The sequence below is a fragment of the Pseudomonas sp. CCNWLW23 genome, from assembly GCF_037095675.1.
Lineage (GTDB): Bacteria > Pseudomonadota > Gammaproteobacteria > Pseudomonadales > Pseudomonadaceae > Aquipseudomonas > Aquipseudomonas atacamensis.
This window is the reverse complement of sequence record NZ_JBAWKM010000004.1, coordinates 23600-47044: the sequence shown is the minus strand read 5'-3', so window position 1 is coordinate 47044 and position 23445 is coordinate 23600. Positions and strand designations below refer to the sequence as shown.

23 protein-coding genes are annotated in these 23445 nt (G+C 59.3%); 15 read left to right on the top strand and 8 right to left on the bottom strand.

Annotated features, from left to right (window positions below; genetic code table 11):
* The first annotated feature begins 139 nt into the window (after nt 1-139).
* Nucleotides 140-853, top strand: a complete 714-nt coding sequence (locus V8J63_RS07340; protein WP_110646234.1) for a hypothetical protein — start codon at nt 140-142, stop codon at nt 851-853.
* A 123-nt stretch (nt 854-976) separates the two neighbouring features.
* On the opposite strand, the gene V8J63_RS07335 is transcribed toward V8J63_RS07340, so the two are convergent.
* A complete protein-coding gene (locus V8J63_RS07335) occupies nt 977-2194 on the bottom strand; it encodes an argininosuccinate synthase (protein WP_007953201.1) in 1218 nt (405 codons plus the stop codon).
* 129 nt (nt 2195-2323) lie between these two features.
* Nucleotides 2324-3238, bottom strand: coding sequence for a flagellar protein MotY (locus tag V8J63_RS07330; protein ID WP_122507760.1), 915 nt, complete (start codon nt 3236-3238; stop codon nt 2324-2326).
* Between the two features lie 160 nt (nt 3239-3398).
* On the opposite strand from V8J63_RS07330, the gene pyrC reads away from it, so the two are divergent.
* Both pyrC and rnt read left to right on the top strand, forming a co-directional pair.
* Complete coding sequence (gene pyrC / locus V8J63_RS07325) at nt 3399-4445, top strand: dihydroorotase (protein ID WP_016773405.1); 1047 nt, start codon at nt 3399-3401, stop codon at nt 4443-4445.
* On the top strand, nt 4442-5119 hold the full coding sequence (gene rnt, locus V8J63_RS07320; protein ID WP_016773404.1) for a ribonuclease T: 678 nt from the start codon (nt 4442-4444) through the stop codon (nt 5117-5119). Before pyrC ends, rnt begins: the two co-directional genes overlap by 4 nt.
* Nucleotides 5120-5194: 75 nt before the next feature.
* Here the strand turns inward: rnt and V8J63_RS07315 are convergent, their stop codons facing one another.
* The gene (locus V8J63_RS07315) at nt 5195-5797 is read right to left on the bottom strand and encodes a peroxiredoxin (protein ID WP_003227723.1); all 603 of its coding nucleotides are present in this window, start codon (nt 5795-5797) and stop codon (nt 5195-5197) included.
* Between the two features lie 312 nt (nt 5798-6109).
* Here V8J63_RS07315 and V8J63_RS07310 point away from each other — a divergent pair, with 312 nt between their 5' ends.
* Nucleotides 6110-6328, top strand: a complete 219-nt coding sequence (locus tag V8J63_RS07310) for a bacterioferritin-associated ferredoxin (RefSeq protein WP_003227725.1) — start codon at nt 6110-6112, stop codon at nt 6326-6328.
* 201 nt (nt 6329-6529) lie between these two features.
* On the top strand, nt 6530-7003 hold the full coding sequence (gene bfr, locus V8J63_RS07305) for a bacterioferritin (protein ID WP_016773403.1): 474 nt from the start codon (nt 6530-6532) through the stop codon (nt 7001-7003).
* Between the two features lie 201 nt (nt 7004-7204).
* Here the strand turns inward: bfr and grxD are convergent, their stop codons facing one another.
* The 3 genes from grxD to V8J63_RS07290 form a co-directional block, all read right to left on the bottom strand.
* On the bottom strand, nt 7205-7546 hold the full coding sequence (gene grxD, locus V8J63_RS07300; protein WP_016773402.1) for a Grx4 family monothiol glutaredoxin: 342 nt from the start codon (nt 7544-7546) through the stop codon (nt 7205-7207).
* Nucleotides 7547-7643: 97 nt separating this feature from the next.
* Nucleotides 7644-9749, bottom strand: a complete 2106-nt coding sequence (locus V8J63_RS07295) for a molybdopterin oxidoreductase family protein (protein ID WP_130902351.1) — start codon at nt 9747-9749, stop codon at nt 7644-7646.
* A 135-nt stretch (nt 9750-9884) separates the two neighbouring features.
* A complete protein-coding gene (locus tag V8J63_RS07290; protein ID WP_016773401.1) occupies nt 9885-10175 on the bottom strand; it encodes a hypothetical protein in 291 nt (96 codons plus the stop codon).
* A 404-nt stretch (nt 10176-10579) separates the two neighbouring features.
* On the opposite strand from V8J63_RS07290, the gene argF reads away from it, so the two are divergent.
* Both argF and V8J63_RS07280 read left to right on the top strand, forming a co-directional pair.
* Complete coding sequence (argF, locus tag V8J63_RS07285) at nt 10580-11500, top strand: ornithine carbamoyltransferase (protein WP_264365714.1); 921 nt, start codon at nt 10580-10582, stop codon at nt 11498-11500.
* A complete protein-coding gene (locus V8J63_RS07280; protein ID WP_016773399.1) occupies nt 11497-12606 on the top strand; it encodes an ABC transporter ATP-binding protein in 1110 nt (369 codons plus the stop codon). The genes argF and V8J63_RS07280 overlap by 4 nt, the downstream gene beginning before the upstream one ends.
* Before the next feature lie 120 nt (nt 12607-12726).
* On the opposite strand, the gene V8J63_RS07270 is transcribed toward V8J63_RS07280, so the two are convergent.
* Nucleotides 12727-13509: a PhzF family phenazine biosynthesis protein gene (locus V8J63_RS07270; RefSeq protein WP_125917685.1), complete on the bottom strand. Its 783-nt coding sequence runs from the start codon at nt 13507-13509 to the stop codon at nt 12727-12729.
* Between the two features lie 99 nt (nt 13510-13608).
* Nucleotides 13609-14079, bottom strand: coding sequence for a Cys-tRNA(Pro) deacylase (ybaK, locus tag V8J63_RS07265; protein ID WP_336463830.1), 471 nt, complete (start codon nt 14077-14079; stop codon nt 13609-13611).
* A gap of 350 nt (nt 14080-14429) precedes the next feature.
* Here ybaK and V8J63_RS07260 point away from each other — a divergent pair, with 350 nt between their 5' ends.
* From V8J63_RS07260 to V8J63_RS07225, 8 genes are all read left to right on the top strand, one after another.
* Nucleotides 14430-15281 carry an MIP/aquaporin family protein gene (locus V8J63_RS07260; RefSeq protein ID WP_016773396.1) on the top strand — a complete coding sequence of 284 codons (852 nt, stop codon included), beginning with the start codon at nt 14430-14432 and terminating at the stop codon, nt 15279-15281.
* A 77-nt stretch (nt 15282-15358) separates the two neighbouring features.
* Entirely contained in the window at nt 15359-16861 is a 1503-nt protein-coding gene (gene glpK / locus V8J63_RS07255; RefSeq protein ID WP_024014162.1) for a glycerol kinase GlpK, read from the top strand.
* 95 nt (nt 16862-16956) lie between these two features.
* Nucleotides 16957-17712, top strand: a complete 756-nt coding sequence (locus V8J63_RS07250) for a DeoR/GlpR family transcriptional regulator (protein WP_007953179.1) — start codon at nt 16957-16959, stop codon at nt 17710-17712.
* Nucleotides 17713-18004: 292 nt separating this feature from the next.
* A complete protein-coding gene (gene glpD, locus V8J63_RS07245) occupies nt 18005-19540 on the top strand; it encodes a glycerol-3-phosphate dehydrogenase (protein WP_016773394.1) in 1536 nt (511 codons plus the stop codon).
* A 521-nt stretch (nt 19541-20061) separates the two neighbouring features.
* Nucleotides 20062-20976 carry a glutamate/aspartate ABC transporter substrate-binding protein gene (locus tag V8J63_RS07240; RefSeq protein WP_110603271.1) on the top strand — a complete coding sequence of 305 codons (915 nt, stop codon included), beginning with the start codon at nt 20062-20064 and terminating at the stop codon, nt 20974-20976.
* 200 nt (nt 20977-21176) lie between these two features.
* Entirely contained in the window at nt 21177-21923 is a 747-nt protein-coding gene (locus V8J63_RS07235) for an amino acid ABC transporter permease (protein WP_056790046.1), read from the top strand.
* Nucleotides 21923-22594 carry an amino acid ABC transporter permease gene (locus V8J63_RS07230; protein WP_016773391.1) on the top strand — a complete coding sequence of 224 codons (672 nt, stop codon included), beginning with the start codon at nt 21923-21925 and terminating at the stop codon, nt 22592-22594. Before V8J63_RS07235 ends, V8J63_RS07230 begins: the two co-directional genes overlap by 1 nt.
* Nucleotides 22591-23325: an amino acid ABC transporter ATP-binding protein gene (locus V8J63_RS07225; protein WP_016773390.1), complete on the top strand. Its 735-nt coding sequence runs from the start codon at nt 22591-22593 to the stop codon at nt 23323-23325. Before V8J63_RS07230 ends, V8J63_RS07225 begins: the two co-directional genes overlap by 4 nt.
* Nucleotides 23326-23445 lie beyond the last annotated feature (120 nt).

Genomic DNA, 23445 nt, shown 5'->3' with positions numbered 1-23445 from the left:
TAACGAACCGCCGCTACTGCATATTCGACGCACCGGCAGCCCTTCTATAAAACTTGAAACAACAGCCTGAAACTTCAATGAAGGCTTTTGCTATATATAGAAATATTCAACCTCAAACAAACAGCATAGAACTTGAATCATGCTCAAGATAACGAAAAAGATCACTAACCCAATGACCGTCATCGCGATATTCGCCATTATCTCGGAAACTTCAGCGGCGGTATCGCTGCCGTTTCTCGACAACAAGGACCGGGAGATTTATGTCTGGTTTCTGATCAGCTTTCCGTTTTACTTGTTATTTCTTTTTTTTATCACGCTGAACTTCAACCACCGCTCACTCTACTCGCCCTCGGATTTCGGCAAGGACAAAAATTTCCTGAAGGCGGCTGAACATTCGGAACGCGACAGCGAACGAAAAGTACCGTTGCGAAAAACCGATGGATCGTGCGCTTTCGAGATAACCAGCTGCGTCGTGTCCAGCAACACTGGGAGCGGCGGATTCCAGCGTCCATGCAGGATTCACAACGCGCCTGACCCACCAACCGATATCGATGGCCAAGCGAACCCCGTGGTGCAGACGATCAAACTGTCACCGCTGATAAGCGAACTGAACATCATCGACGCCCGGGACGTTGATGCGTCCAGGGAGTTCGATGCGATTCTCGACACTCTTCGGAGCGCCGGTAAAAAAAATCCGCGAGTGCTGGTTTTTCTGTCGAATCATGTTTCGGACTCTCTGGCGCATACTTCGCTGCAACAGATCAAGCAGGCGAAGAAAAGCTCAGGTGCAACACTGTGTGTCGTTTACAACCTGTGCACACAGACAGTTACCCTGCTGGGGCGAACCAGCTGACAGGCGTGGCACATCCCGCAAGCGGGCAGACAAGAGAAACGGCCTGATGAACCCGATGAAAATTCCGAAAAAAAGGCGGCCCTGAACTGGCCGCCTTTTTTATTGCGCGTGGGTCTGAGCCACTCAGAACAACTTGCGGCCCTTGTTGGCAGCAATGCGCATGCGCAGCGCGTTGAGCTTGATGAAGCCCGCCGCATCGGCCTGATTGTAAGCGCCGCCGTCTTCTTCGAAGGTGGCGATGTTGGCGTCGAACAGCGAATCATCGGACTTGCGACCGGTGACGATGACGTTGCCCTTGTACAGCTTCAGGCGCACTACGCCGTTCACGTTGACCTGCGAAGCATCGATCATCTGTTGCAGCATCAGACGCTCAGGGCTCCACCAGTAACCGGTGTAGATCAGGCTGGCGTACTTGGGCATCAGCTCGTCTTTGAGGTGAGCGACTTCGCGGTCCAGAGTGATCGATTCGATGGCGCGGTGAGCGCGCAGCATGATGGTGCCGCCCGGGGTTTCGTAGCAGCCACGGGACTTCATGCCGACATAACGGTTTTCGACGATGTCGAGACGACCGATGCCGTGCTCGCCGCCGATCTTGTTCAGCGTCGCCAGTACGGTGGCCGGGGTCATTTCGACGCCGTCCAGCGCGACGATGTCGCCGTTGCGGTAGGTCAGTTCCAGGTACTGCGGGGTGTCGGGAGCCTTCTCCGGGGAGACGGTCCAGCGCCACATGTCTTCTTCGTGCTCGGTCCAGGTGTCTTCCAGCACGCCGCCTTCATAAGAGATGTGCAGCAGGTTGGCGTCCATCGAGTACGGGGATTTCTTCTTGCCGTGGCGTTCGATCGGGATCGCGTGCTTCTCGGCGTAGTCCATCAGCTTCTCCCGGGACAGCAGGTCCCACTCGCGCCAAGGGGCGATGACTTTCACGCCTGGCTTGAGCGCGTAGGCGCCCAGTTCGAAGCGCACCTGGTCGTTGCCCTTGCCGGTGGCGCCGTGGGAAATGGCGTCGGCGCCGGTTTCGTTGGCGATTTCGATCAGGCGCTTGGCGATCAGCGGACGGGCGATGGAAGTACCCAGCAGGTACTCGCCTTCGTAAACGGTGTTGGCGCGGAACATCGGGAACACGAAATCACGCACGAATTCTTCGCGCAGGTCGTCGATGTAGATTTCTTTGACGCCCATGGCCTGAGCCTTGGCGCGGGCCGGCTCGACCTCTTCGCCTTGACCGAGATCAGCGGTGAAGGTCACCACTTCACAGTTATAAGTATCCTGCAGCCACTTGAGGATCACCGAAGTGTCCAGGCCGCCGGAATACGCCAGAACGACCTTGTTTACGTCCGCCATGCCATCACTCCACGGGGTTCTACGGAAAGCCGGGGAGTCTACCGCTCAAACGCGATAATTTACAGAGGCGCGACAGCTTAAGACGACAAAGCGACAGAATCTGTCGAGAGCGCGACGATGACCAGCGAGTCAGGAAGTCGTTGCGGCGGTGGCTGGCGTACCCGCTTGCGGCGCCGGAGCCGGGGCGGTAGTCGGTGCGACGCGCGACAGTTTCACGTTGACCCGACGGTTCTTCGCACGATTGGCCTTGCTGGTGTTGGGCACGATCGGATACTGCTCGCCGTGGAAACGCACGGTGATCTGCGATTCCTGAATGCCGTTGGCCTTGAAGAAATCCACCACCGCCAGCGCGCGGCGGCGCGACAATTCGCGGTTGGTCAGACGATTGCCGCTGTTGTCGGAATGGCCGTCGAGGTCGATGTGGTTCACCGTCGGGTCGGCCTTCATGTATTCGAGCATCACTTGCAGCTTGGCCTTGGCAGCCGGGTCCAGCTCAACGCCTTCGCCGGGGAAGCCGATCTGCGACTGCTTGATCTGGTCGAAATTCTGCGGCAGCAATTTCGCCACACAGCCTTGATAGTCGTTGAACGCCTTGCTGAATTTCACCGGCAACAAACGCACTTCGGAGACGCGGCCATCGCCAGACGCACGGCGTACCACCGGGCTGCGACCGTCCAGCAGACCGCTGATCAATCCCCCGGCCTGGGATTGCGAGCTGTTGAACAACACATTGCCGCTGCCCAGACGCACAGAGCCCAGATTGATGTCGCCACGCCCTGGCTGCCAAGGTGCAGCGGCAGCGAGCAAAGTCGCCGAACCGCCGCCAAGCATGGCGTTGTAGGCATTCAGGCGAAAGATCGCCTGCTCACCGGCCTTGCGCACGAACTCGCCCGAGCCGAAATCGGTGATCGGTTGCGTCAGGCGGCATTCGAACTGGTCGCCGGCGACCGTCCACTCAATGTTCTCCAGACGGGTCTGGTAAGTCAGCGCCATCGCGGGAAGGCTGGCAAACACACTGAGCAGGGCTAAATAACGCTGGCGCACGGGAGGCTCCATTGGCTTGTGAAACACAAACACCGATTCACACAATGTTTACGGCATACCTCCGGGATATCGGACGCGTGTGGCAAAACTTGATAGCGGGTGCCTGCAAGAGTCTTTTCCGGTAGCATTCGCCTCAGTTTGACCCGCCTGGAATCCCCTCATGTCCGACCGCCTGACCCTGCTGCGTCCCGACGACTGGCACATTCATCTTCGCGATGGTGCCGTGTTGACCAATACCGTTGCCGATGTGGCCCGCACCTTCGGGCGCGCGATCATCATGCCGAACCTGGTACCGCCGGTGCGCAACGCCGCTGAAGCCGACGGCTATCGTCAGCGCATTCTCGCTGCCCGCCCGGCCGGCAGTCAGTTCGAGCCGTTGATGGTGCTGTACCTCACCGACCGCACCCAACCGGAAGAAATTCGTCAGGCCAAGGCCAGCGGTTTCGTCTACGCCGCCAAGCTGTACCCGGCCGGCGCGACCACCAACTCCGATTCCGGCGTGACCAGCATCGACAAGATCTTCCCGGCGCTGGAAGCCATGGCCGAAGTCGGCATGCCGCTGTTGATCCACGGTGAAGTCACCCGTGGCGACGTCGATGTATTCGACCGCGAAAAGATTTTCATCGACGAGCACATGCGCCGCGTGGTCGAGCGTTTCCCGACGCTGAAAGTGGTGTTCGAACACATCACCACCGGCGACGCCGTGCAGTTCGTCAACGAGGCTTCGGCCAACGTCGGCGCGACCATCACCGCGCATCACTTGCTGTACAACCGCAACCACATGCTGGTCGGCGGGATTCGGCCGCACTTCTACTGCTTGCCGATTCTCAAGCGCAACACCCATCAGGAAGCCTTGCTCGACGCCGCCACCAGCGGCAGCGCCAAGTTCTTCCTCGGCACCGACTCGGCGCCCCACGCCCAGCACGCCAAGGAAGCCGCCTGCGGTTGTGCCGGTTGCTACACCGCTTACGCCGCCATCGAGATGTATGCCGAAGCGTTCGAACAGCGTAACGCGCTGGACAAGCTCGAAGCCTTCGCCAGCCTCAACGGCCCGCGTTTCTACGGCCTGCCGGCAAATACCGATCGCATCACCCTGGTCCGTGAAGAATGGACCGCCCCGACCAGTCTGCCATTTGGCGAGCTGACCGTTATCCCGCTGCGCGCCGGTGAAAAACTGCGCTGGCGCCTGCTGGAGGAACACGCGTGAGTGAAGACAATTTCGACGATGAACTGGACGGTCAAGGTGGCGGCGGCGGTTCCCGTCATCCGATGGCAGCGCGCTTTCGCGGCTACCTGCCGGTTGTCGTCGACGTAGAAACCGGTGGCTTCAACGCAGCCACCGATGCCTTGCTGGAGATTGCCGCGACCACCATCGCCATGGATGAAAAGGGTTTCGTCTACCCGGATCACACCTACTTCTTCCGCGTCGAGCCATTCGAAGGCGCCAACGTTGAAGCGGCAGCGCTGGAGTTCACCGGGATCAAGCTCGATCATCCGCTGCGCATGGCCGTCAGCGAAGAAACCGCGCTGACCGACATCTTCCGTGGCATCCGCAAGGCGCTGAAAGCCAACGGCTGCAAGCGGGCAATTCTGGTCGGGCACAACAGCAGTTTCGACCTGGGCTTCCTCAATGCAGCAGTTGCGCGCCTGGACATGAAGCGCAACCCGTTCCACCCGTTCTCCAGTTTCGACACCGCGACCCTGGCGGGTCTGGCGTATGGTCAGACCGTGCTGGCGAAAGCCTGTCAGGCGGCCGGCATCGATTTCGACGGTCGTGAAGCACACTCGGCGCGTTACGACACCGAAAAGACCGCTGAGCTGTTCTGCGGCATCGTCAATCGCTGGAAGCAGATGGGCGGCTGGGAAGACTTCGACGACTGATCCTCGACGAACAAATCCCGCGCATGAAAAAACCGGCCACGTGGGCCGGTTTTTTTTGTACCTCGACGTTGCGCCTTACAGGGCCGCAGCGTTCTCGGTCAGGTAAGCCGCAACGCCTTCCGGCGAAGCGTTCATGCCTTTGTCGCCTTTCTTCCAGTTGGCCGGGCAGACTTCGCCGTGTTCTTCGTGGAATTGCAGCGCGTCGACCAGACGGATCAGCTCTTCCATGTTACGGCCCAGCGGCAGGTCGTTGATGATCTGCGAGCGAACCACGCCTTTGTCGTCGATCAGGAACGCGCCACGGAAAGCCACGCCGCCTTCGGATTCAACGTCGTATGCCTTGGCGATGTCGTGCTTCATGTCGGCAGCCATGGTGTATTTCACCTGGCCGATGCCGCCATTGTTCACTGGAGTGTTGCGCCAGGCGTTGTGGGTGAAGTGCGAGTCGATCGACACAGCGATCACTTCAACGTTGCGCGCCTTGAAGTCAGCCATGCGGTTGTCCAGAGCGATCAGCTCGGACGGGCAGACGAAGGTGAAGTCCAGCGGGTAGAAGAACACCAGGCCGTATTTGCCTTTGATGGCCGAGGACAGGGTGAAGCTGTCAACGATCTCGCCATTGCCGAGTACGGCCGGGACGGTGAAGTCTGGGGCTTGTTTGCCTACGAGTACGCTCATTGATATCTCCTGGTGTAAAAACTGGAAGTTCAGGGTCCGGGCCAGCCTGTCACCCTCAGGCGACAGCCCTGTGACACGAACCCTCTTCGCAAGGGACGACCATCATACACTGCGTGTTTGGCCTGTCCGTAACGGATTTTCCCTGTTCGGTTATCCACTGCGTATTCATGGGGTCAGACGCGCATTTGGAAAATACCGTTCGTCAGTCGCTGGGAAATTGGCTGCGAAGCGTTCCGAAAGCACTTTGACAATCATTCTCGTTAACATTAAGATCCATCGCAATTGAGTCACAACCAGCGACGGTTCTTACTTATGTATGTTTGCCTCTGCACTGGCGTCACCGACGGACAGATCCGCGAAGCGATCTATGAAGGTTGCTGCAGCTACAAAGAAGTTCGCCAGGCCACCGGCGTCGCCAGCCAGTGTGGCAAATGCGCCTGCCTTGCCAAGGAAGTGGTGCGCGAAACCCTGACCAAGCTGCAAACCGCCCAAGCCGCGATCCCTTACCCTGTAGAATTTACTGCTGCGTAAATGCCCCCATTTCAAAGAGCCGGACTTCGCGTCCGGTTTTTTTATGCCTGAAAATCAATTGCTTAGCGTCCAGACGCGGAACACAAACATTCTTATTCCGATTAATTTTCATTTATTATTCAATAACTTAGGTTTGACACTTATAACTGCCAAGCTCAAACTCCGCTTTATATACGGTTAATACAGGGCAGGACTCCGATCATGAAAGGCGACATTACAGTCATCCAGCATCTCAACAAGATCCTCGCCAATGAGCTGGTCGCGATCAATCAGTACTTCCTGCATGCACGCATGTATGAAGATTGGGGTCTGAACAAGCTCGGCAAGCACGAATATCACGAATCCATCGACGAGATGAAACACGCGGACAAGCTGATCAAGCGCATTCTGTTCCTTGAAGGCCTGCCGAACGTTCAGGACCTGGGCAAGCTGCACATCGGCGAGCACACCCGCGAAATGCTCGAATGCGACCTGCGCATCGAAAAGACCGGCCATGCCGACCTGAAAGCCGCCATTGCCCATTGCGAAACCGTTGGCGACTTCGGCAGCCGTGAACTGCTCGAAGACATTCTCGAGTCGGAAGAAGAACACATCGACTGGCTGGAAACCCAGCTCGGCCTGATCGACAAGATCGGCCTGGAAAACTATCTACAGTCGCAGATGGGCGAAGAGTAGGAGCTGTCGAGTGAAACGAGGCTGCGATCTTTATCGATTTCAGCCTTGATACTCAGTCAACTCGTATAACCAACAAAAAGCCCCGCCCTCTTTCGAGGTGCGGGGCTTTTTGTTGGCCGAAGATCAAAAGATCGCAGCCTCGTTTCACTCGACAGCTCCTACAGGAGACGCGTCGTCGAGCGAAACTATATGAAAGTAGAATCAGGCTTCGGACTTGTTCGCCGCTGCCGCTTCCACAGCCGCCTTGATGGTGCTTTGCAGCGAACCGTCTGCAGCCATCTCGGTCATGATGTCGCTGCCGCCGACCAGCTCACCGCCGACCCACAGTTGCGGGAAAGTCGGCCAGTTGGCGTACTTTGGCAGGTTGGCGCGGATTTCCGGGTTCTGCAGGATGTCCACGTACGCGAACTTTTCACCACAGGCCATCACGGCTTGCGCAGCTTTCGCGGAGAAGCCGCACTGCGGGGCATTCGGCGAGCCTTTCATGTAAAGCAGAATGGTGTTGTTGGCAATCTGCTCTTTAATCGTTTCGATGATATCCATGGAGCACCTCGGCTGAACTTTCCGACTCAGGGGTCGGCACGGTGGCGCATTGTAACGGAATCCCGAGCGCCATGCTCGGTCTCCCCGACAGACCCGCTCAAGCCGCCGCCACCGTCACCGGCACACCGTTCAACGCCGCGTTGCCCGACAGTTCGTCGAGCTGGCACTCGTCGGTCAGGTCGTTGGCGCTCGATCCCGGCTGGCCGCTGGCGATCGCCATCTGCACGCCCGGGCGCGCATGGCCCCAACCGTGGGGCAGGCTGACCACGCCTTTCATCATGTCGAGACTGGCGAGCACTTCCACCTCGATCTGCCCGACCCGCGAACTCACCCGAACCCGTTGCCCGTCAGCCAGGCCACGGCTGGCCAGATCATCCGGGTGCATCAGCAACTGATGCCGCGGCTTGCCCTTCACCAGTCGATGGAAGTTGTGCATCCACGAATTGTTGCTGCGCACATGGCGGCGGCCGATCATCAACAATTCATCGGCAGCCGGCGCCTGCAACGCGGCAAAGCGAGCGAGGTCAGCGAGAATTTCCGGCGGTGCGGCCTGGATACGCTGATTCGGCGTTTTCAGACGTGATGCCAGATTCGGCTTCAGCGCACCCAGATCCACGCCATGCGGATGATCGAACAGCGTCGCCAACGACAACTTGTGCTCGGACGCATCGCCGTAGCGGCCCATGCGCAGGCCCATGTCGATCATCTTCGCCGGCGGCATCGTCGGTTTCAGTTCTTTACCGGTTTTCTCGGCGAAGGCCTTGGCCAGCCCGACGAAGATCTCCCAATCATGCAAAGCCCCCTCGGGCTTGGCGAGGATGGCGCGATTGAAGCGGGTGACGTTACGCACCGCGAACAGATTGAACGTGGTGTCGTAGTGATCGTTTTCCAGCGCCGAGGTCGACGGCAGGATCAGATCGGCATAGCGCGTGGTTTCGTTGATGTACAGGTCGATGCTGAGCATGAAGTCGAGGCCGTCCAGCGCCTGCTCCAGCTGCCGGCCGTTGGGTGTCGACAACACCGGGTTGCCGGCCACAGTGATCAGCGCGCGGATCTGCCCCTCGCCCTCCGTGAGCATCTCTTCGGCCAGTGCCGAGACCGGCAACTCGCCGCCGTATTCAGGACGCCCGGAAACCCGGCTCTGCCATTTGTTGAAATGCCCGCCCGAGGTCGACGCCACCAGATCCACCGCCGGCTCGGTGCAAAGAGCACCGCCAACGCGGTCGAGATTGCCGGTGACCAGATTGATCAACTGCACCACCCAGTGACAGAGGGTGCCGAAGGCCTGGGTCGAGACGCCCATGCGCCCATAGCAGACCGCACTCGGTGCGGCAGCGAAGTCGCGCGCCAGTTGGCGAATCTGTTCGGCAGGCACTGCGCAGAGCGGGCTCATCGCTTCGGCACTAAACGCAGCCACGGCGCTGCGCACCTCGTCGAGGCCATCGACCGGCAAATGGCTGTCGCGGGTCAGGCCTTCGCTGAACAGCGTATTGAGCATGCCGAACAACAGCGCCGCATCGCCGCCCGGGCGGACGAACACGTGCTGATCAGCCATCGCTGCGGTTTCGCTGCGGCGCGGATCGACCACCACCACTTTGCCGCCGCGCGCCTGAATCGCCTTCAGGCGCTTCTCGACGTCCGGCACGGTCATGATGCTGCCGTTGGACGCCAGCGGATTGCCGCCGAGGATCAGCATGAAGTCGGTGTGATCGATATCGGGAATCGGTAACAGCAAACCGTGGCCGTACATCAGGTAGCTGCTGAGGTGGTGCGGCAGTTGATCGACCGACGTTGCCGAGTAGCGATTGCGGGTTTTCAGCAACCCCAAGAAGTAATTGCTGTGGGTCATCAGGCCGTAGTTGTGCACGCTCGGATTGCCCTGATACACCGCAACGGCGTTCTGCCCGTGACGTTCCTGAATCGCCGCGAGTTTCTCGGACACCAGCGCAAACGCCTCGTCCCATTCGATCGGCAGCCATTCGCTGCCGACGCGGCGCATTGGCTGACGCAGCCGGTCGGGATCGTTTTGAATATCTTGCAGGGCCACGGCTTTCGGGCAGATATGGCCGCGGCTGAAGGTGTCGAGGGCATCGCCCTTGATCGAGGTGATCGCGACATCGCCATCGGTTTCCGTGGTTTCGATGGTCAGGCCGCAAATGGCTTCGCACAGATGGCATGCACGGTGGTGAAGAGTCTTGGTCATGGCCAGTCTCTGTCTTGTTCGGGAGCAGGCAATCACGCCCGCGGGAACAAAACTATGGCCCGTGCGCAGAGACGGCGCCAGCGACGTTCGTCTTGTGAATCGACGGTTATCAGGACAGCCGATAAATCGCCGCCGTCAGTTCGGCGGCAACTGCGGCGGTGCCGCCAGCTGGATTTCCTGAATGGTTTCTATCTGCTCATGGGCGACGTGGACGCCGGTGAGCTCGCCGATCAAACGCCAGTGCTCATCAAGCCCGGCGCTGATGGTGGCCATGCGATCGATCATGTGTCGACCGGCGGATTTGACCACTTCATCGTCACTGCGCAGCAACTCGAAAGACATCGAGGTAACTGACGCGGTGAGATGGGTCAGGGAGCGAGCCGTGTGGCCCAGCAGTTCCATTAACAGTTGTTCTTTCGATTCCATGCGGAGGCTTCCTGCGTCGCTCGAAACTTATTTATAACCCAGCACTTTGCTTTAGCAAATGTTTCAGTCTGAACATCCGACCAAGCGAATCCGTGGCACAGACTCGCAAACCGACCAAGACAGCTGCGCTGCCGTCGCGGCGCATTGCCAAGCGCGGCGGGGCCAGTGTACAAAGAGGCTCACCGCTGTACTGAATCCGGCTTCAACATGCGTGATCGAAATGCTCGGTCCGCGCTACGAATCCCGCTGAAAAAGTACCCTATTGGAAAAACGCGACATTTAGTGTCAATATCGCGCCTTCCCCTATTTCGTCGCCCCGTGCGGCTTACGCCGCAGGTCTCGCCCGTTGTTCCGTTAAACAAGGCTTTGAGCATCTGCGGTCTGTAGCAAAAAGGTAGTCAATGATGAGCGCAAGGCACTTTCTCTCCCTGATGGATTGCACGCCCGAAGAGCTGGTCAGCGTGATCCGTCGAGGCGTTGAGCTCAAGGACCTGCGTAACCGCGGCGTACTGTTCGAGCCTCTGAAAAACCGCGTGCTGGGGATGATCTTCGAAAAATCCTCGACCCGCACCCGGATCTCCTTCGAGGCCGGCATGATCCAGCTCGGCGGCCAGGCAATCTTCCTGTCCCCGCGCGATACCCAACTGGGCCGTGGCGAGCCCATCAGCGATTGCGCCATCGTCATGTCGAGCATGCTCGATGCGGTGATGATCCGTACCTTCGCCCATAGCACCCTGACCGAATTCGCCGCCAACTCGCGGGTGCCGGTAATCAACGGCCTGTCCGATGATCTGCACCCGTGCCAGCTGCTCGCCGACATGCAGACCTTCCTCGAACACCGTGGCTCGATCCAGGGCAAGACCGTGGCCTGGGTCGGTGACGGCAACAACATGTGCAACAGCTATATAGAAGCGGCGATCCAGTTCGACTTCCAATTGCGCGTTGCTTGCCCGGAAGGCTACGAGCCGAACCCGGAATTCGTCGCCCAGGCTGGTGATCGCGTGACCATCGTCCGCGATCCGCAAGACGCCGTGCGTGGCGCGCATCTGGTCAGCACCGACGTCTGGACTTCGATGGGTCAGGAAGAGGAAACTGCCAAGCGCCTCAAGCTGTTCGCGCCGTTTCAGGTCAACCGTGCCCTGCTCGACCTCGCTGCCGAGGACGTGCTGTTCATGCACTGCCTGCCGGCGCACCGTGGCGAAGAAATCAGTCTCGACCTGCTCGATGACCCGCGCTCAGTCGCCTGGGATCAGGCAGAAAACCGTCTCCACGCACAGAAGGCCCTGCTCGAGTTCCTCGTCGAACCGGCATATCACCACGCATGAGCCATGAATTACTGCTGAACCTGCGCAACCTCGCTTGCGGCTACCAAGATCAACGCGTGGTGCAGAACCTCAATCTGCACCTCAACGCCGGCGACATCGGCTGCCTGCTCGGCTCGTCCGGCTGCGGCAAGACCACCACCCTGCGCGCCATCGCCGGTTTCGAACCGGTGCATGAAGGCGAAATCACCCTCGGTGGCGAAACCCTCTCCAGCGCCGGTTTCACCCTGGCGCCGGAGAAACGCCGGATCGGCATGGTGTTTCAGGATTACGCGCTGTTCCCGCACCTGAGCGTGGCCGACAACATCGCTTTCGGCATTCGCAAGCACCCGAACAAGGCGCGCGTGGTCGAAGAGCTGCTGGAACTGGTCAACCTGAAAAACCTCGGCAAGCGCTTCCCCCACGAATTGTCCGGCGGTCAGCAACAGCGCGTCGCCCTCGCCCGCGCCCTGGCGCCGGAGCCGCAGTTGCTGCTGCTCGACGAGCCGTTCTCCAACCTCGATGGCGAGTTGCGCCGCAAGCTCAGCCATGAGGTGCGCGACATTCTCAAGGCCCGTGGCACCAGTGCGATTCTGGTCACCCACGATCAGGAAGAAGCCTTTGCCGTCAGCGATCACGTTGGTGTGTTCAAGGAAGGTCGGCTGGAACAGTGGGACACGCCCTACAACCTCTATCACGAACCGGCGACGCCATATGTCGCCAGTTTCATCGGTCAGGGCTATTTCATTCGCGGCCAGCTCGTCACCCCGGAATCGGTGCAGACCGAGCTGGGTGAACTGCGCGGCAACCGTGCTTACACCTGGCCGATTGGCGGCGCGGTGGATGTGCTGTTGCGTCCGGATGACATTGTTTACGCGCCGGACAGCGCGTTGCAGGCGCAGATTGTCGGCAAGACATTCCTCGGCGCGGCGACCTTGTATCGCCTGCAACTGCCGACCGGCGCGCAGCTGGAATCGATCTTCCCCAGCCATGCCGATCATCTGGTTGGCGCGCAGGTCGGGATTCGCGTAGCGGCGGATCACCTGGTGCTGTTCCAGGCTTCGGGGAGCACTGCGGCACAGATTCCGGCGGTGGAAAACGGCGTCCGTCGATTCAGCACCAGCCTCTGATCTGCACTGGATAAAAATTGTGGGAGCGAGCCTGCTCGCGAATGCGGTGTTTCAGTCGCCGAAGATGTTGACTGAAAGAGCGCTTTCGCGAGCAGGCTCGCTCCCACAGTTGGTATTGCCTCAGCCTAAAAACAGGGTACCGCTGGCCACCAGCGTCGCATTGCCGCCAATCTTCACTCGCTCACCTTCCAGCCGACAGAACAACTCCCCGCCCCGCGCCGAGCGCTGGCACGCGGTCAGGTTCGATTTGCCCAGACGTTTGGCCCAGTACGGAATCAGGCTGCAATGGGTCGAGCCGGTCACCGGGTCTTCATTGATACCGATGGCCGGGGCGAAATAGCGCGAGACGAAGTCATGCTGGTTGCCGCGCGCAGTGACAATCGCCCCCAGCCACGGCAGTTTCGCCAGCGCCGCCATGTCCGGTTGGCAGTCGAGCACGGCCTGTTCGGAGTCCAGCACCACGAATAGCTCGTTGGAGCCGAGCACATCAACCGCCTCGACACCGAGCGCCCGCTCGACATCCAGCGTCACGCCGATTTCCGAAGGCACGATGGTCGGGAAATTCAGCCATAGCCGGCCGGCTTCGCGGCTGACACTCAGCGGCCCGGACTTGCAGGTGAAGTCGATGCGCTCGGCACTTTCCTTATAGATTTCGAACAGTACAAACGCGCTGGCCAGGGTCGCATGCCCGCACAGCGGCACTTCGGTGGTCGGGGTGAACCAGCGGATATGCCAGGCCTGGCCTTCGCGCACCAGAAACGCAGTCTCCGCCAGGTTGTGTTCGGCGGCGATCTTCTGCATCAAGTCATCGGCCAGCCAGCTGTCGAGCCGATAGACCATCGCCGGGTTGCCACTGAATGGCCGATCACTGAACGCGTCGACCTGATGAAACGCAAGCTGCATGATTTTCTCCCTGAATTGGTCGACCGAGCATGCAACGGCGGGCCGGATCACTGCCAGTGACAGAAGCGCAATTTTTTCTTCATACAGCCGGCGCGACTATTACGCCCGGCCGATATCGGCGAACTGCGCCTGGGTGTGCTCGGCCAGCACCGCAGGCGCCAGTTCCACTTCCAGTCCTCGCCGCCCGGCACTCACATAGATAGTCGCAAACTCCTGAGCGGAACTGTCGATGAAGGTGCGCAGGCGTTTCTTCTGCCCGAGCGGGCTGATGCCGCCCAACAGGTAGCCGGTGGAGCGTTGCGCGGCGGCGGGATCAGCCATTTCGGCTTTCTTCACTCCGGCGGCGTGTGCCAGTCCCTTGAGGTCGAGCGTTCCGACGACCGGCACCACAGCCACCAGCAGTTCGCCTTTTTCACTGGCGGCCAGCAGGGTTTTGAACACTTGCGCCGGTTCGAGCCCGAGCTTCTCCGCTGCCTCCAGCCCGTAGGACGCGGCCTTCGGATCATGTTCGTAACTGTGCACGCGATGTTCGGCACGAACTTTTTTCAACAAGTCCAACGCAGGGGTCATGGCAGCTCCGGGTTCGGCAATCTTTGAAAAACCTGCGGCGGATTCTAGGTCATCGTTGGGCAAAAGGCTCTATTCCAAGCCGCGAATCCCGTGGCCTCGCGCTGCATTCAAGCCGTTCGCGCTACTGATCATTCACACGGCGAATAGTTTTATTGTGACCGACGGTTCACTTTCGACCTTTGACAGGTTTGTTTCTTGTCTATATTTTTTCGAATCTGAATAATGTAAGAATCATGTTCCGCGCAGTACCCAGCAGTAACCCGGGAACCGAATGGGGATTCCGACCCGGTGAAGATCGCGCCCTGCTCCGTTGGCAAGGCGCTACACAAGAAAAAGAACCGAGGTTTTCAATGACAGCTGCTTTACCGCAACCATCGCTTTCCGGCCAATGCATGGCCGAATTCCTGGGCACTGCCCTTCTGATCTTCTTCGGCACCGGTTGTGTCGCCGCGCTCAAAGTCGCGGGCGCCAGCTTCGGCCTGTGGGAAATCAGCATCATCTGGGGCGTCGGCGTGAGCATGGCGATCTACCTCACCGCCGGGGTTTCCGGCGCGCATTTGAACCCGGCCGTGAGCATCGCTCTGGCAATCTTCGCTGACTTCGAAAAGCGCAAACTGCCGTTCTACATCCTTTCGCAAATTGCCGGCGCCTTCTGCGGCGCGTTGCTGGTCTACACGCTCTACAGCAACCTCTTCTTCGATTACGAACAAACCCACCAGATGGTTCGTGGCTCGGCTGCCAGCCTGGAATTGGCCTCGGTGTTCTCGACCTACCCGAACCCGGTGCTGTCGACGGCCCAGGCGTTTCTGGTCGAGATGATCATCACCGCGATCCTGATGGGCGTGATCATGGCCCTGACCGATGACAACAACGGCCTGCCACGCGGCCCGATGGCGCCGCTGCTGATCGGTTTGCTGATCGCCGTGATCGGCAGTGCGATGGGTCCGCTGACCGGTTTCGCGATGAACCCTGCGCGTGACTTCGGGCCGAAACTGATGACTTTCTTTACCGGTTGGGGTGAAATTTCCTTCACCGGTGGTCGTGATATTCCGTACTTCCTGATTCCGATTTTTGCACCGATTGTCGGTGCCTGCCTCGGCGCTGCCGGGTATCGCGGGCTGATTGCCCGTCACCTGACCGGCGCCACACCTGCTACAAAGGATGCAGAACCGGCCATTGACGGCAAACCAAGAACTTCTTGAAACAGTCGGCGCCGGCTCCTGCCCATCCGAGCCTGCGCCACGGCCCACTCTCGTTTTTTTCGTCCAAGGCAATCGACATGACCGACATTCAGAACAAGAACTACATCATTGCCCTTGATCAGGGTACGACCAGCTCGCGCGCGATCATCTTCGACCGCGACGCGAACGTGGTCTGCACCGCGCAGCGCGAATTCGTTCAGCATTACCCGCAAGCCGGTTGGGTCGAGCACGACCCGATGGAAATTTTCGCCACCCAGAGCGCGGTGATGGTTGAGGCGCTGGCCCAGGCCGGCCTGCATCATGACCAAGTCGCCGCGATCGGTATCACCAACCAGCGTGAAACCACTGTGGTCTGGGACAAGACCACTGGCCGTCCGGTCTATAACGCAATCGTCTGGCAGTGCCGCCGCAGCACCGAGATCTGCCAGCAGCTCAAGCGCGATGGTCACGAAGACTACATCCGCGACACCACCGGCCTGGTCACCGACCCGTACTTCTCCGGCACCAAACTGAAGTGGATCCTCGACAACGTCGAAGGCAGCCGCGAGCGTGCGCGCAACGGCGAGCTGCTGTTCGGCACCGTCGATAGCTGGCTGATCTGGAAATTCACCGGCGGCAAGGTGCACGTCACCGACTACACCAACGCCTCGCGCACCATGCTCTTCAACATTCACTCGCTGGAGTGGGATTCGAAGATGCTGGAGATCCTCGACATCCCACGCGAGATGCTCCCGGAGGTCAAAGCCTCCTCGGAAATCTACGGTCGTACCAAGAGCGGCATCGCCATCGGCGGTATCGCCGGCGACCAGCAAGCGGCACTGTTCGGCCAGATGTGCGTGGAGCCGGGCCAAGCGAAAAACACCTACGGCACCGGTTGCTTCCTGCTGATGAACACCGGCGACAAAGCGGTGAAATCCCAGCACGGCATGCTCACCACCATCGCCTGCGGCCCACGCGGCGAAGTGGCTTATGCTCTGGAAGGCGCCGTGTTCAACGGCGGTTCGACCGTGCAATGGCTGCGCGATGAACTGAAAATCGTCAACGACGCCCACGACACCGAGTACTTTGCCAACAAGGTCAAGGACAGCAACGGCGTGTATCTGGTGCCGGCGTTTACCGGTCTCGGCGCACCGTACTGGGACCCGTATGCCCGTGGCGCGCTGTTCGGCCTGACGCGCGGCGTACGCGTCGATCACATCATCCGCGCCGCGCTGGAATCGATCGCCTACCAGACCCGCGACGTACTCGACGCCATGCAACAGGACTCCGGCGAACGCCTCAAGGCCCTGCGCGTGGACGGCGGCGCGGTGGCGAACAACTTCCTCATGCAATTCCAGGCCGATATCCTCGGCACCCAGGTCGAACGCCCGCAAATGCGCGAAACCACTGCACTGGGCGCGGCTTATCTGGCCGGTCTGGCCTGCGGCTTCTGGGGCAGCCTGGAAGAACTGCGCGGCAAAGCAGTGATCGAGCGCGAGTTCGAACCGAGCCTGGACGAAACCGAGAAAGAGAAACTCTACAAAGGCTGGAAAAAAGCCGTCAGCCGCACCCGCGACTGGGCACGTGAGGACGCCGAATAAGCCAACGTGCAGTTCCAGAAGGGTATCTAACTGGTAGGGAGCAGATTCCTGCGGCATCATGGGCAAATTTTGCACGGCAGCCCAAAGGAAGCCCCATGAATCTGCCTCCCCGTCAGCAGCAAATCCTCGAGCTGGTCCGCGAACGCGGCTATGTGAGCATCGAGGAAATGGCCACGCTGTTCGTTGTCACCCCGCAAACCATCCGCCGCGATATCAATCAGCTCGCGGAAGCCAATCTGCTGCGTCGCTACCACGGTGGCGCCGCGTACGATTCCAGTGTCGAAAACACCGCGTATGCGATGCGCGCCGATCAGATGCGCGACGAAAAGCAACGCATCGGCGAAGCCATCGCCGCACAAATCCCCGATCACGCCTCGCTGTTCATCAATATCGGTACCACCACCGAATCGATCGCTCGCGCCCTGCTCAATCACAGCCACCTGAAAATCATCACCAACAACCTGCACGTCGCCTCGATGCTCAGCGCCAAGGATGATTTCGATGTGCTGCTGACCGGCGGCAACGTGCGCCGCGACGGCGGTGTGGTCGGTCAGGCGAGTGTGGATTTCATCAACCAGTTCAAGGTCGATTTCGCCTTGGTCGGGATCAGCGGCATCGATGAGGACGGCAGCCTGCTCGACTTCGATTATCAGGAAGTTCGCGTTTCCCAAGCGATCATTGCCAATGCGCGGCAGGTGATTCTGGCGGCGGACTCGAGCAAGTTCGGGCGTAACGCGATGATTAGATTGGGGCCGATCAGCCTGATCGATTGCCTGGTCACCGATCAGCAGCCGGTACCGGCGCTGGCGCAGTTGTTGAGTCAGCACAAGATTCGTCTGGAAGTCGTCTGATTCCTCTCCCTCGCTGACCGAACCGACGCTTTCGCGAGCAGGCTCGCTCCCACACTCGGAATGCATTGCAAAATGTGGGAGCGAGCCTGCTCGCGAAAACAATCGATTACACAACACATCTCCTGCGTCCTTGCGCGCATTCATGTTCGAAAATTTTCTTTTAATCGCCCTTCGATGAGTTTTTTCAATCGAACGCGACTGGCTGTGCGCGTGTTTATGGGCTACCATTTTCGCAAATGAACATTAATGTTCGATTTCCAAGACATAAAACCAAAAGAACCGAGGCCAGCCGATGTCCACCTCTACCTTGCGTACGCCCCCTCTCTCCGAGATCTATGACGTTGCCGTGATTGGCGGCGGGATCAACGGCGTAGGGATCGCAGCGGATGCCGCCGGTCGCGGTCTTTCGGTGTTCCTTTGCGAAAAAGACGACTTGGCCAGCCACACCTCGTCGGCCAGCAGCAAGCTGATCCACGGTGGCCTGCGCTATCTGGAGCATTACGAATTCCGTCTGGTGCGTGAAGCGCTGGCTGAGCGTGAAGTGCTGCTGGCGAAAGCGCCGCACATCGTCAAACCGATGCGTTTCGTCCTGCCACACCGCCCGCACCTGCGGCCGGCGTGGATGATTCGTGCCGGCCTGTTCCTTTATGACAACCTCGGCAAGCGCGAAAAACTGCCGGGTTCGAAAAGCCTGAAGTTCGGCGCCGACAGCGCGCTGAAAAGCGAAATCAAGAAAGGCTTCGAATACTCCGACTGCTGGGTCGATGACGCCCGCCTCGTGGTCCTGAACGCTATGGCCGCCCGCGAAAAAGGTGCGCATGTGCACACCCAGACCCGTTGCGTCAGCGCACGTCGCAGCAAAGGTTTGTGGCATCTGCATCTGGAGCGCGCCGACGGCAGCCTGTTTTCTATCACCGCCAAAGCACTGGTGAACGCCGCCGGCCCATGGGTGGCCAAGTTCATCCGTGACGACCTGAAGATGGAATCGCCGTACGGCATCCGTCTGATTCAGGGCAGCCACATCATCGTGCCGAAACTGTACGAAGGCGAACATGCGCACATTCTGCAAAACGAAGATCAGCGCATCGTTTTCACTATTCCGTACCTGAACCACTTCACCCTGATCGGCACCACCGACCGCGAGTACACCGGCGACCCGGCGAAAGTGGCGATCACCGAAGGCGAAACCGATTACGTGCTGAAAGTGGTCAACGCCCACTTCAAGAAGCAGCTCAGCCGCGAAGACATTGTGCACAGCTACTCGGGCGTCCGTCCTTTGTGCAACGACGAATCCGACAACCCGTCGGCAGTGACCCGCGATTACACCCTGGCGCTGTCGGGCAGTACCGAAGAAGCGCCGTTGCTGTCGGTGTTCGGTGGCAAGCTGACCACTTACCGCAAACTCGCCGAGTCGGCGATGGCGCAATTGATGCCGTTCTTCACCCAAATGCGCCCGAGCTGGACTGCCACCGCCACCCTGCCCGGCGGCGAAGACATGACCACGCCAGAGGCGCTGAGCGCGCGAATTCGCGACAAGTTCGATTTCGTCCCGACTGAAATCGCCCGGCGCTGGGCCGTCACCTACGGCAGCCGCACCTGGCGCATGCTCGAAGGCGTGGAAAGCCTGGCCGACATGGGTGAGCACATCGGCGGCGGTCTCTACACCCGCGAAGTCGATTATTTGTGCAGCGAAGAGTGGGCGACCACGGCGCACGACATCCTGTGGCGCCGTACCAAGCTAGGCTTGTTCACCACAGCGGAGGAGCAGCAGAAGCTCGCGACGTATCTGGGCAAGGTTGAGCAGAATCGGAAGATCGAAGCGGCTTGATCTCACCGTTCAAATGAAAGCCCCTGAATCGAGAGATTCAGGGGCTTTTTGTTATGTGGACTTTGTTGAACCTGATTGGGGCAGTTAGATCTTTTCCCCCTCACCCCAGCCCTCTCCCCCCAGGGGTAGAGGGGGAAAGGGAGCCGATCTCCGTGGGTTCCACAGTCCGAGGTCGACTCGGTATCTCACGTCGCCGTAACTCGACCATCCACCGCAGTCAGTCCCCTCTCCCTCCGGGAGAGGGTTAGGGTGAGGGGCTTTTGATCGTTCGGTTTTCCGAACGCGACTCCACAGTCGATTCGGTTAACCGGATCTCATCTTCAACAAATTACCGCCATAAAACTTTAATAACGTTATAAAACAACCGCTTAACTGACTTCGACTGCTCTGGCACGAGTCATGCTCTACACTCTCTCGACGAATGCCTGCTGTGCCAACACTTCAGGAGCCGTCAGGCATTCGAAGCACAAAAAGGGCCGACAAACTGGCTCCATAAAAAAAACAATGTCGAGGAAAATTTGATGCGCATCGTTCCCCATATCCTGGGCGCAGCCATTGCTGCCGCTCTGATCAGCACGCCAGTTTTCGCCGCCGAGCTCACCGGCACCCTGAAGAAAATCAAAGAGTCCGGTGTCATCACCCTGGGCCACCGTGACGCCTCCATTCCGTTCTCCTACATCGCTGATGCATCCGGCAAACCGGTCGGCTACTCGCACGACATCCAGCTGGCCATCGTCGAAGCGATCAAGAAAGACCTCGACCTGCCGAACCTGCAAGTCAAATACAACCTCGTCACCTCGCAGACCCGTATCCCGCTGGTGCAGAACGGCACCGTGGACGTCGAGTGCGGTTCGACCACCAACAACGTCGAGCGTCAGCAGCAGGTCGACTTCTCCGTCGGCATCTTCGAAATCGGTACCCGTCTGCTGTCCAAGAAAGACTCCAAGTACAAGGATTTCGACGATCTGAAAGGCAAGAACGTCGTGACCACCGCCGGTACCACTTCCGAGCGCATCCTCAAGGCGATGAACGCCGACAAGCAGATGGGCATGAACGTCATCTCCGCCAAAGACCACGGCGAGTCCTTCCAGATGCTGGAATCGGGCCGTGCCGTTGCCTTCATGATGGATGACGCGCTGCTGGCCGGCGAAGCCGCCAAGGCCAAGAAAGCCGCCGATTGGGAAGTGACCGGCACGCCACAGTCGTACGAAATCTACGGCTGCATGATGCGCAAAGGCGACGAGCCGTTCAAAAAGGCTGTGGATGACGCGATCAAGGCCACTTACGCTTCGGGCGACATCAACAAGATCTACGACAAGTGGTTCATGCAGCCGATTCCGCCAAAAGGCCTGAACCTGAACTTCCCGATGAGCGACGAGCTCAAGACCCTGATCGCCAATCCGACCGACAAAGCGGCTGACGACAAGAAGTCCTGATTTTCTGACTAACCTTATCCCCTGAGGAGGCGCCTGCCTTTTCAGGGGATGGTCACTCCCTGCTGGCATTTTTCTGGAAACACTCGAACCGGTGGCTGTCGAGCCGATCGCGTGTGCCCGGTCTTTGAAAAAAGACTGGGGAGGGAACGGAGTTCCCCAGGCGGGCACTTGTACATCGATCGAATCGAGGGGAGACCCTAATGAATTACAACTGGGACTGGGGCGTGTTCTTCAAGTCCACCGGCGTGGGCAGCGAGACCTATCTCGACTGGTTCATCTCCGGTCTGGGCTGGACCATCGCCATCGCCGTCGTGGCGTGGATCATCGCCCTGCTGCTCGGCTCGCTGCTGGGCATCATGCGCACCGTGCCGAACCGCATCGTATCGGGCATCGCGACCTGCTACGTCGAGCTGTTCCGTAACGTGCCGCTGCTGGTGCAGCTGTTCATCTGGTACTTTCTGGTGCCCGATCTGCTGCCGCCGGATCTGCAGGAGTGGTACAAGCAGGACCTCAACCCGACTACTTCGGCCTACCTGAGCGTTGTCGTCTGCCTCGGTCTGTTCACCGCCGCCCGTGTCTGCGAGCAAGTGCGTACCGGTATCCAGGCGCTGCCTCGTGGCCAGGAATCCGCCGCCCGCGCGATGGGTTTCAAACTGCCGCAGATCTACTGGAACGTGCTGCTGCCCCAGGCCTACCGGATCATCATTCCGCCGCTCACCTCGGAATTTTTGAACGTGTTCAAGAACTCCTCCGTGGCGTCCCTGATCGGGTTGATGGAATTGCTGGCGCAGACCAAACAGACCGCCGAGTTCTCGGCCAACCTGTTCGAAGCGTTCACCCTGGCAACCCTGATCTATTTCACCCTCAACATGAGCCTGATGCTGCTGATGCGCCTGGTCGAGAAGAAAGTCGCGGTGCCCGGCCTGATCTCCGTGGGGGGTAAATAATGGAATTCGATTTCAGTGGCATCGTCCCGGCCATTCCCGGTTTGTGGAACGGCATGGTGATGACCCTCAAGCTCATGGCCATGGGCGTGATCGGCGGGATGATTCTCGGCACGATCCTCGCGCTGTGCCGTCTGTCGCACAACAAGCTGCTGTCGAGCATCGCCGGCGCCTACGTCAACTATTTCCGCTCGATTCCGCTGCTGCTGGTGATCACCTGGTTCTACCTGGCGGTGCCGTTCGTGCTGCGCTGGATCACCGGCGAAGACACGCCGATCGGTGCGTTCACCTCGTGCGTCGTGGCATTCATGATGTTCGAAGCGGCGTACTTCTGCGAAATCGTCCGGGCTGGTGTGCAGTCGATTTCCAAGGGCCAGATGGGTGCCGCGCAAGCGCTGGGCATGAACTACGGGCAGATGATGCGCCTGATCATCCTGCCGCAGGCGTTCCGCAAGATGACCCCGCTGCTGCTGCAGCAGAGCATCATCCTGTTCCAGGACACCTCGCTGGTCTACACCGTGGGCCTGGTGGACTTCCTCAATGCCTCGCGCGCCAGCGGCGACATCATCGGCCGCTCCAATGAGTTCCTGATTTTCGCCGGTCTCGTGTACTTCATCATCAGCTTCGCCGCCTCGCGGTTGGTCAAGCGTCTGCAAAAAAGGTTCGCCGTATGATCTCTATCAAAAACATCAACAAGTGGTATGGGGACTTCCAGGTGCTGACTGATTGCAGCACCGAGGTCAAAAAAGGCGAAGTGATTGTGGTCTGCGGCCCGTCGGGTTCCGGCAAGTCGACGCTGATCAAGTGCGTCAACGCCCTGGAGCCGTTCCAGAAAGGCGACGTGGTGGTTGACGGTACGTCGATCGCTGACCCGAAAACCAACCTGCCGAAACTGCGTTCGCGGGTGGGCATGGTGTTCCAGCATTTCGAGCTGTTCCCGCACCTGACCATCACCGAAAACCTGACCATCGCGCAGATCAAGGTGCTTGGCCGCAGCAAGGAAGAGGCGACCAAAAAAGGCCTGCAACTGCTCGAGCGCGTAGGTTTGTCGGCGCACGCCCACAAGCATCCGGGGCAACTGTCCGGCGGTCAGCAACAGCGTGTGGCGATTGCCCGTGCGCTGGCGATGGACCCGATCGTCATGCTGTTCGACGAACCGACCTCGGCGCTCGACCCGGAAATGGTCAATGAAGTGCTCGACGTCATGGTGCAGCTGGCCCACGAAGGCATGACCATGATGTGCGTGACCCACGAAATGGGCTTCGCCCGTAAAGTGGCGGACCGGGTGATCTTCATGGACCAGGGCAAGATCATCGAAGACTGCCCGAAAGAGGAATTCTTCGGCGACATCAGCGCCCGCTCCGAACGCGCGCAGCACTTCCTCGAGAAAATTCTGCAGCACTAAAAGCAACACACCCGCACCCTGTCTGTGGGGTGCGGGCAGCCTGACAATGAGATCCCCTGTGGCGAGGGGATTTATCCCCGTCCGGCTGCGCAGCAGTCGTAAAACCTGTGCATGCGGTCT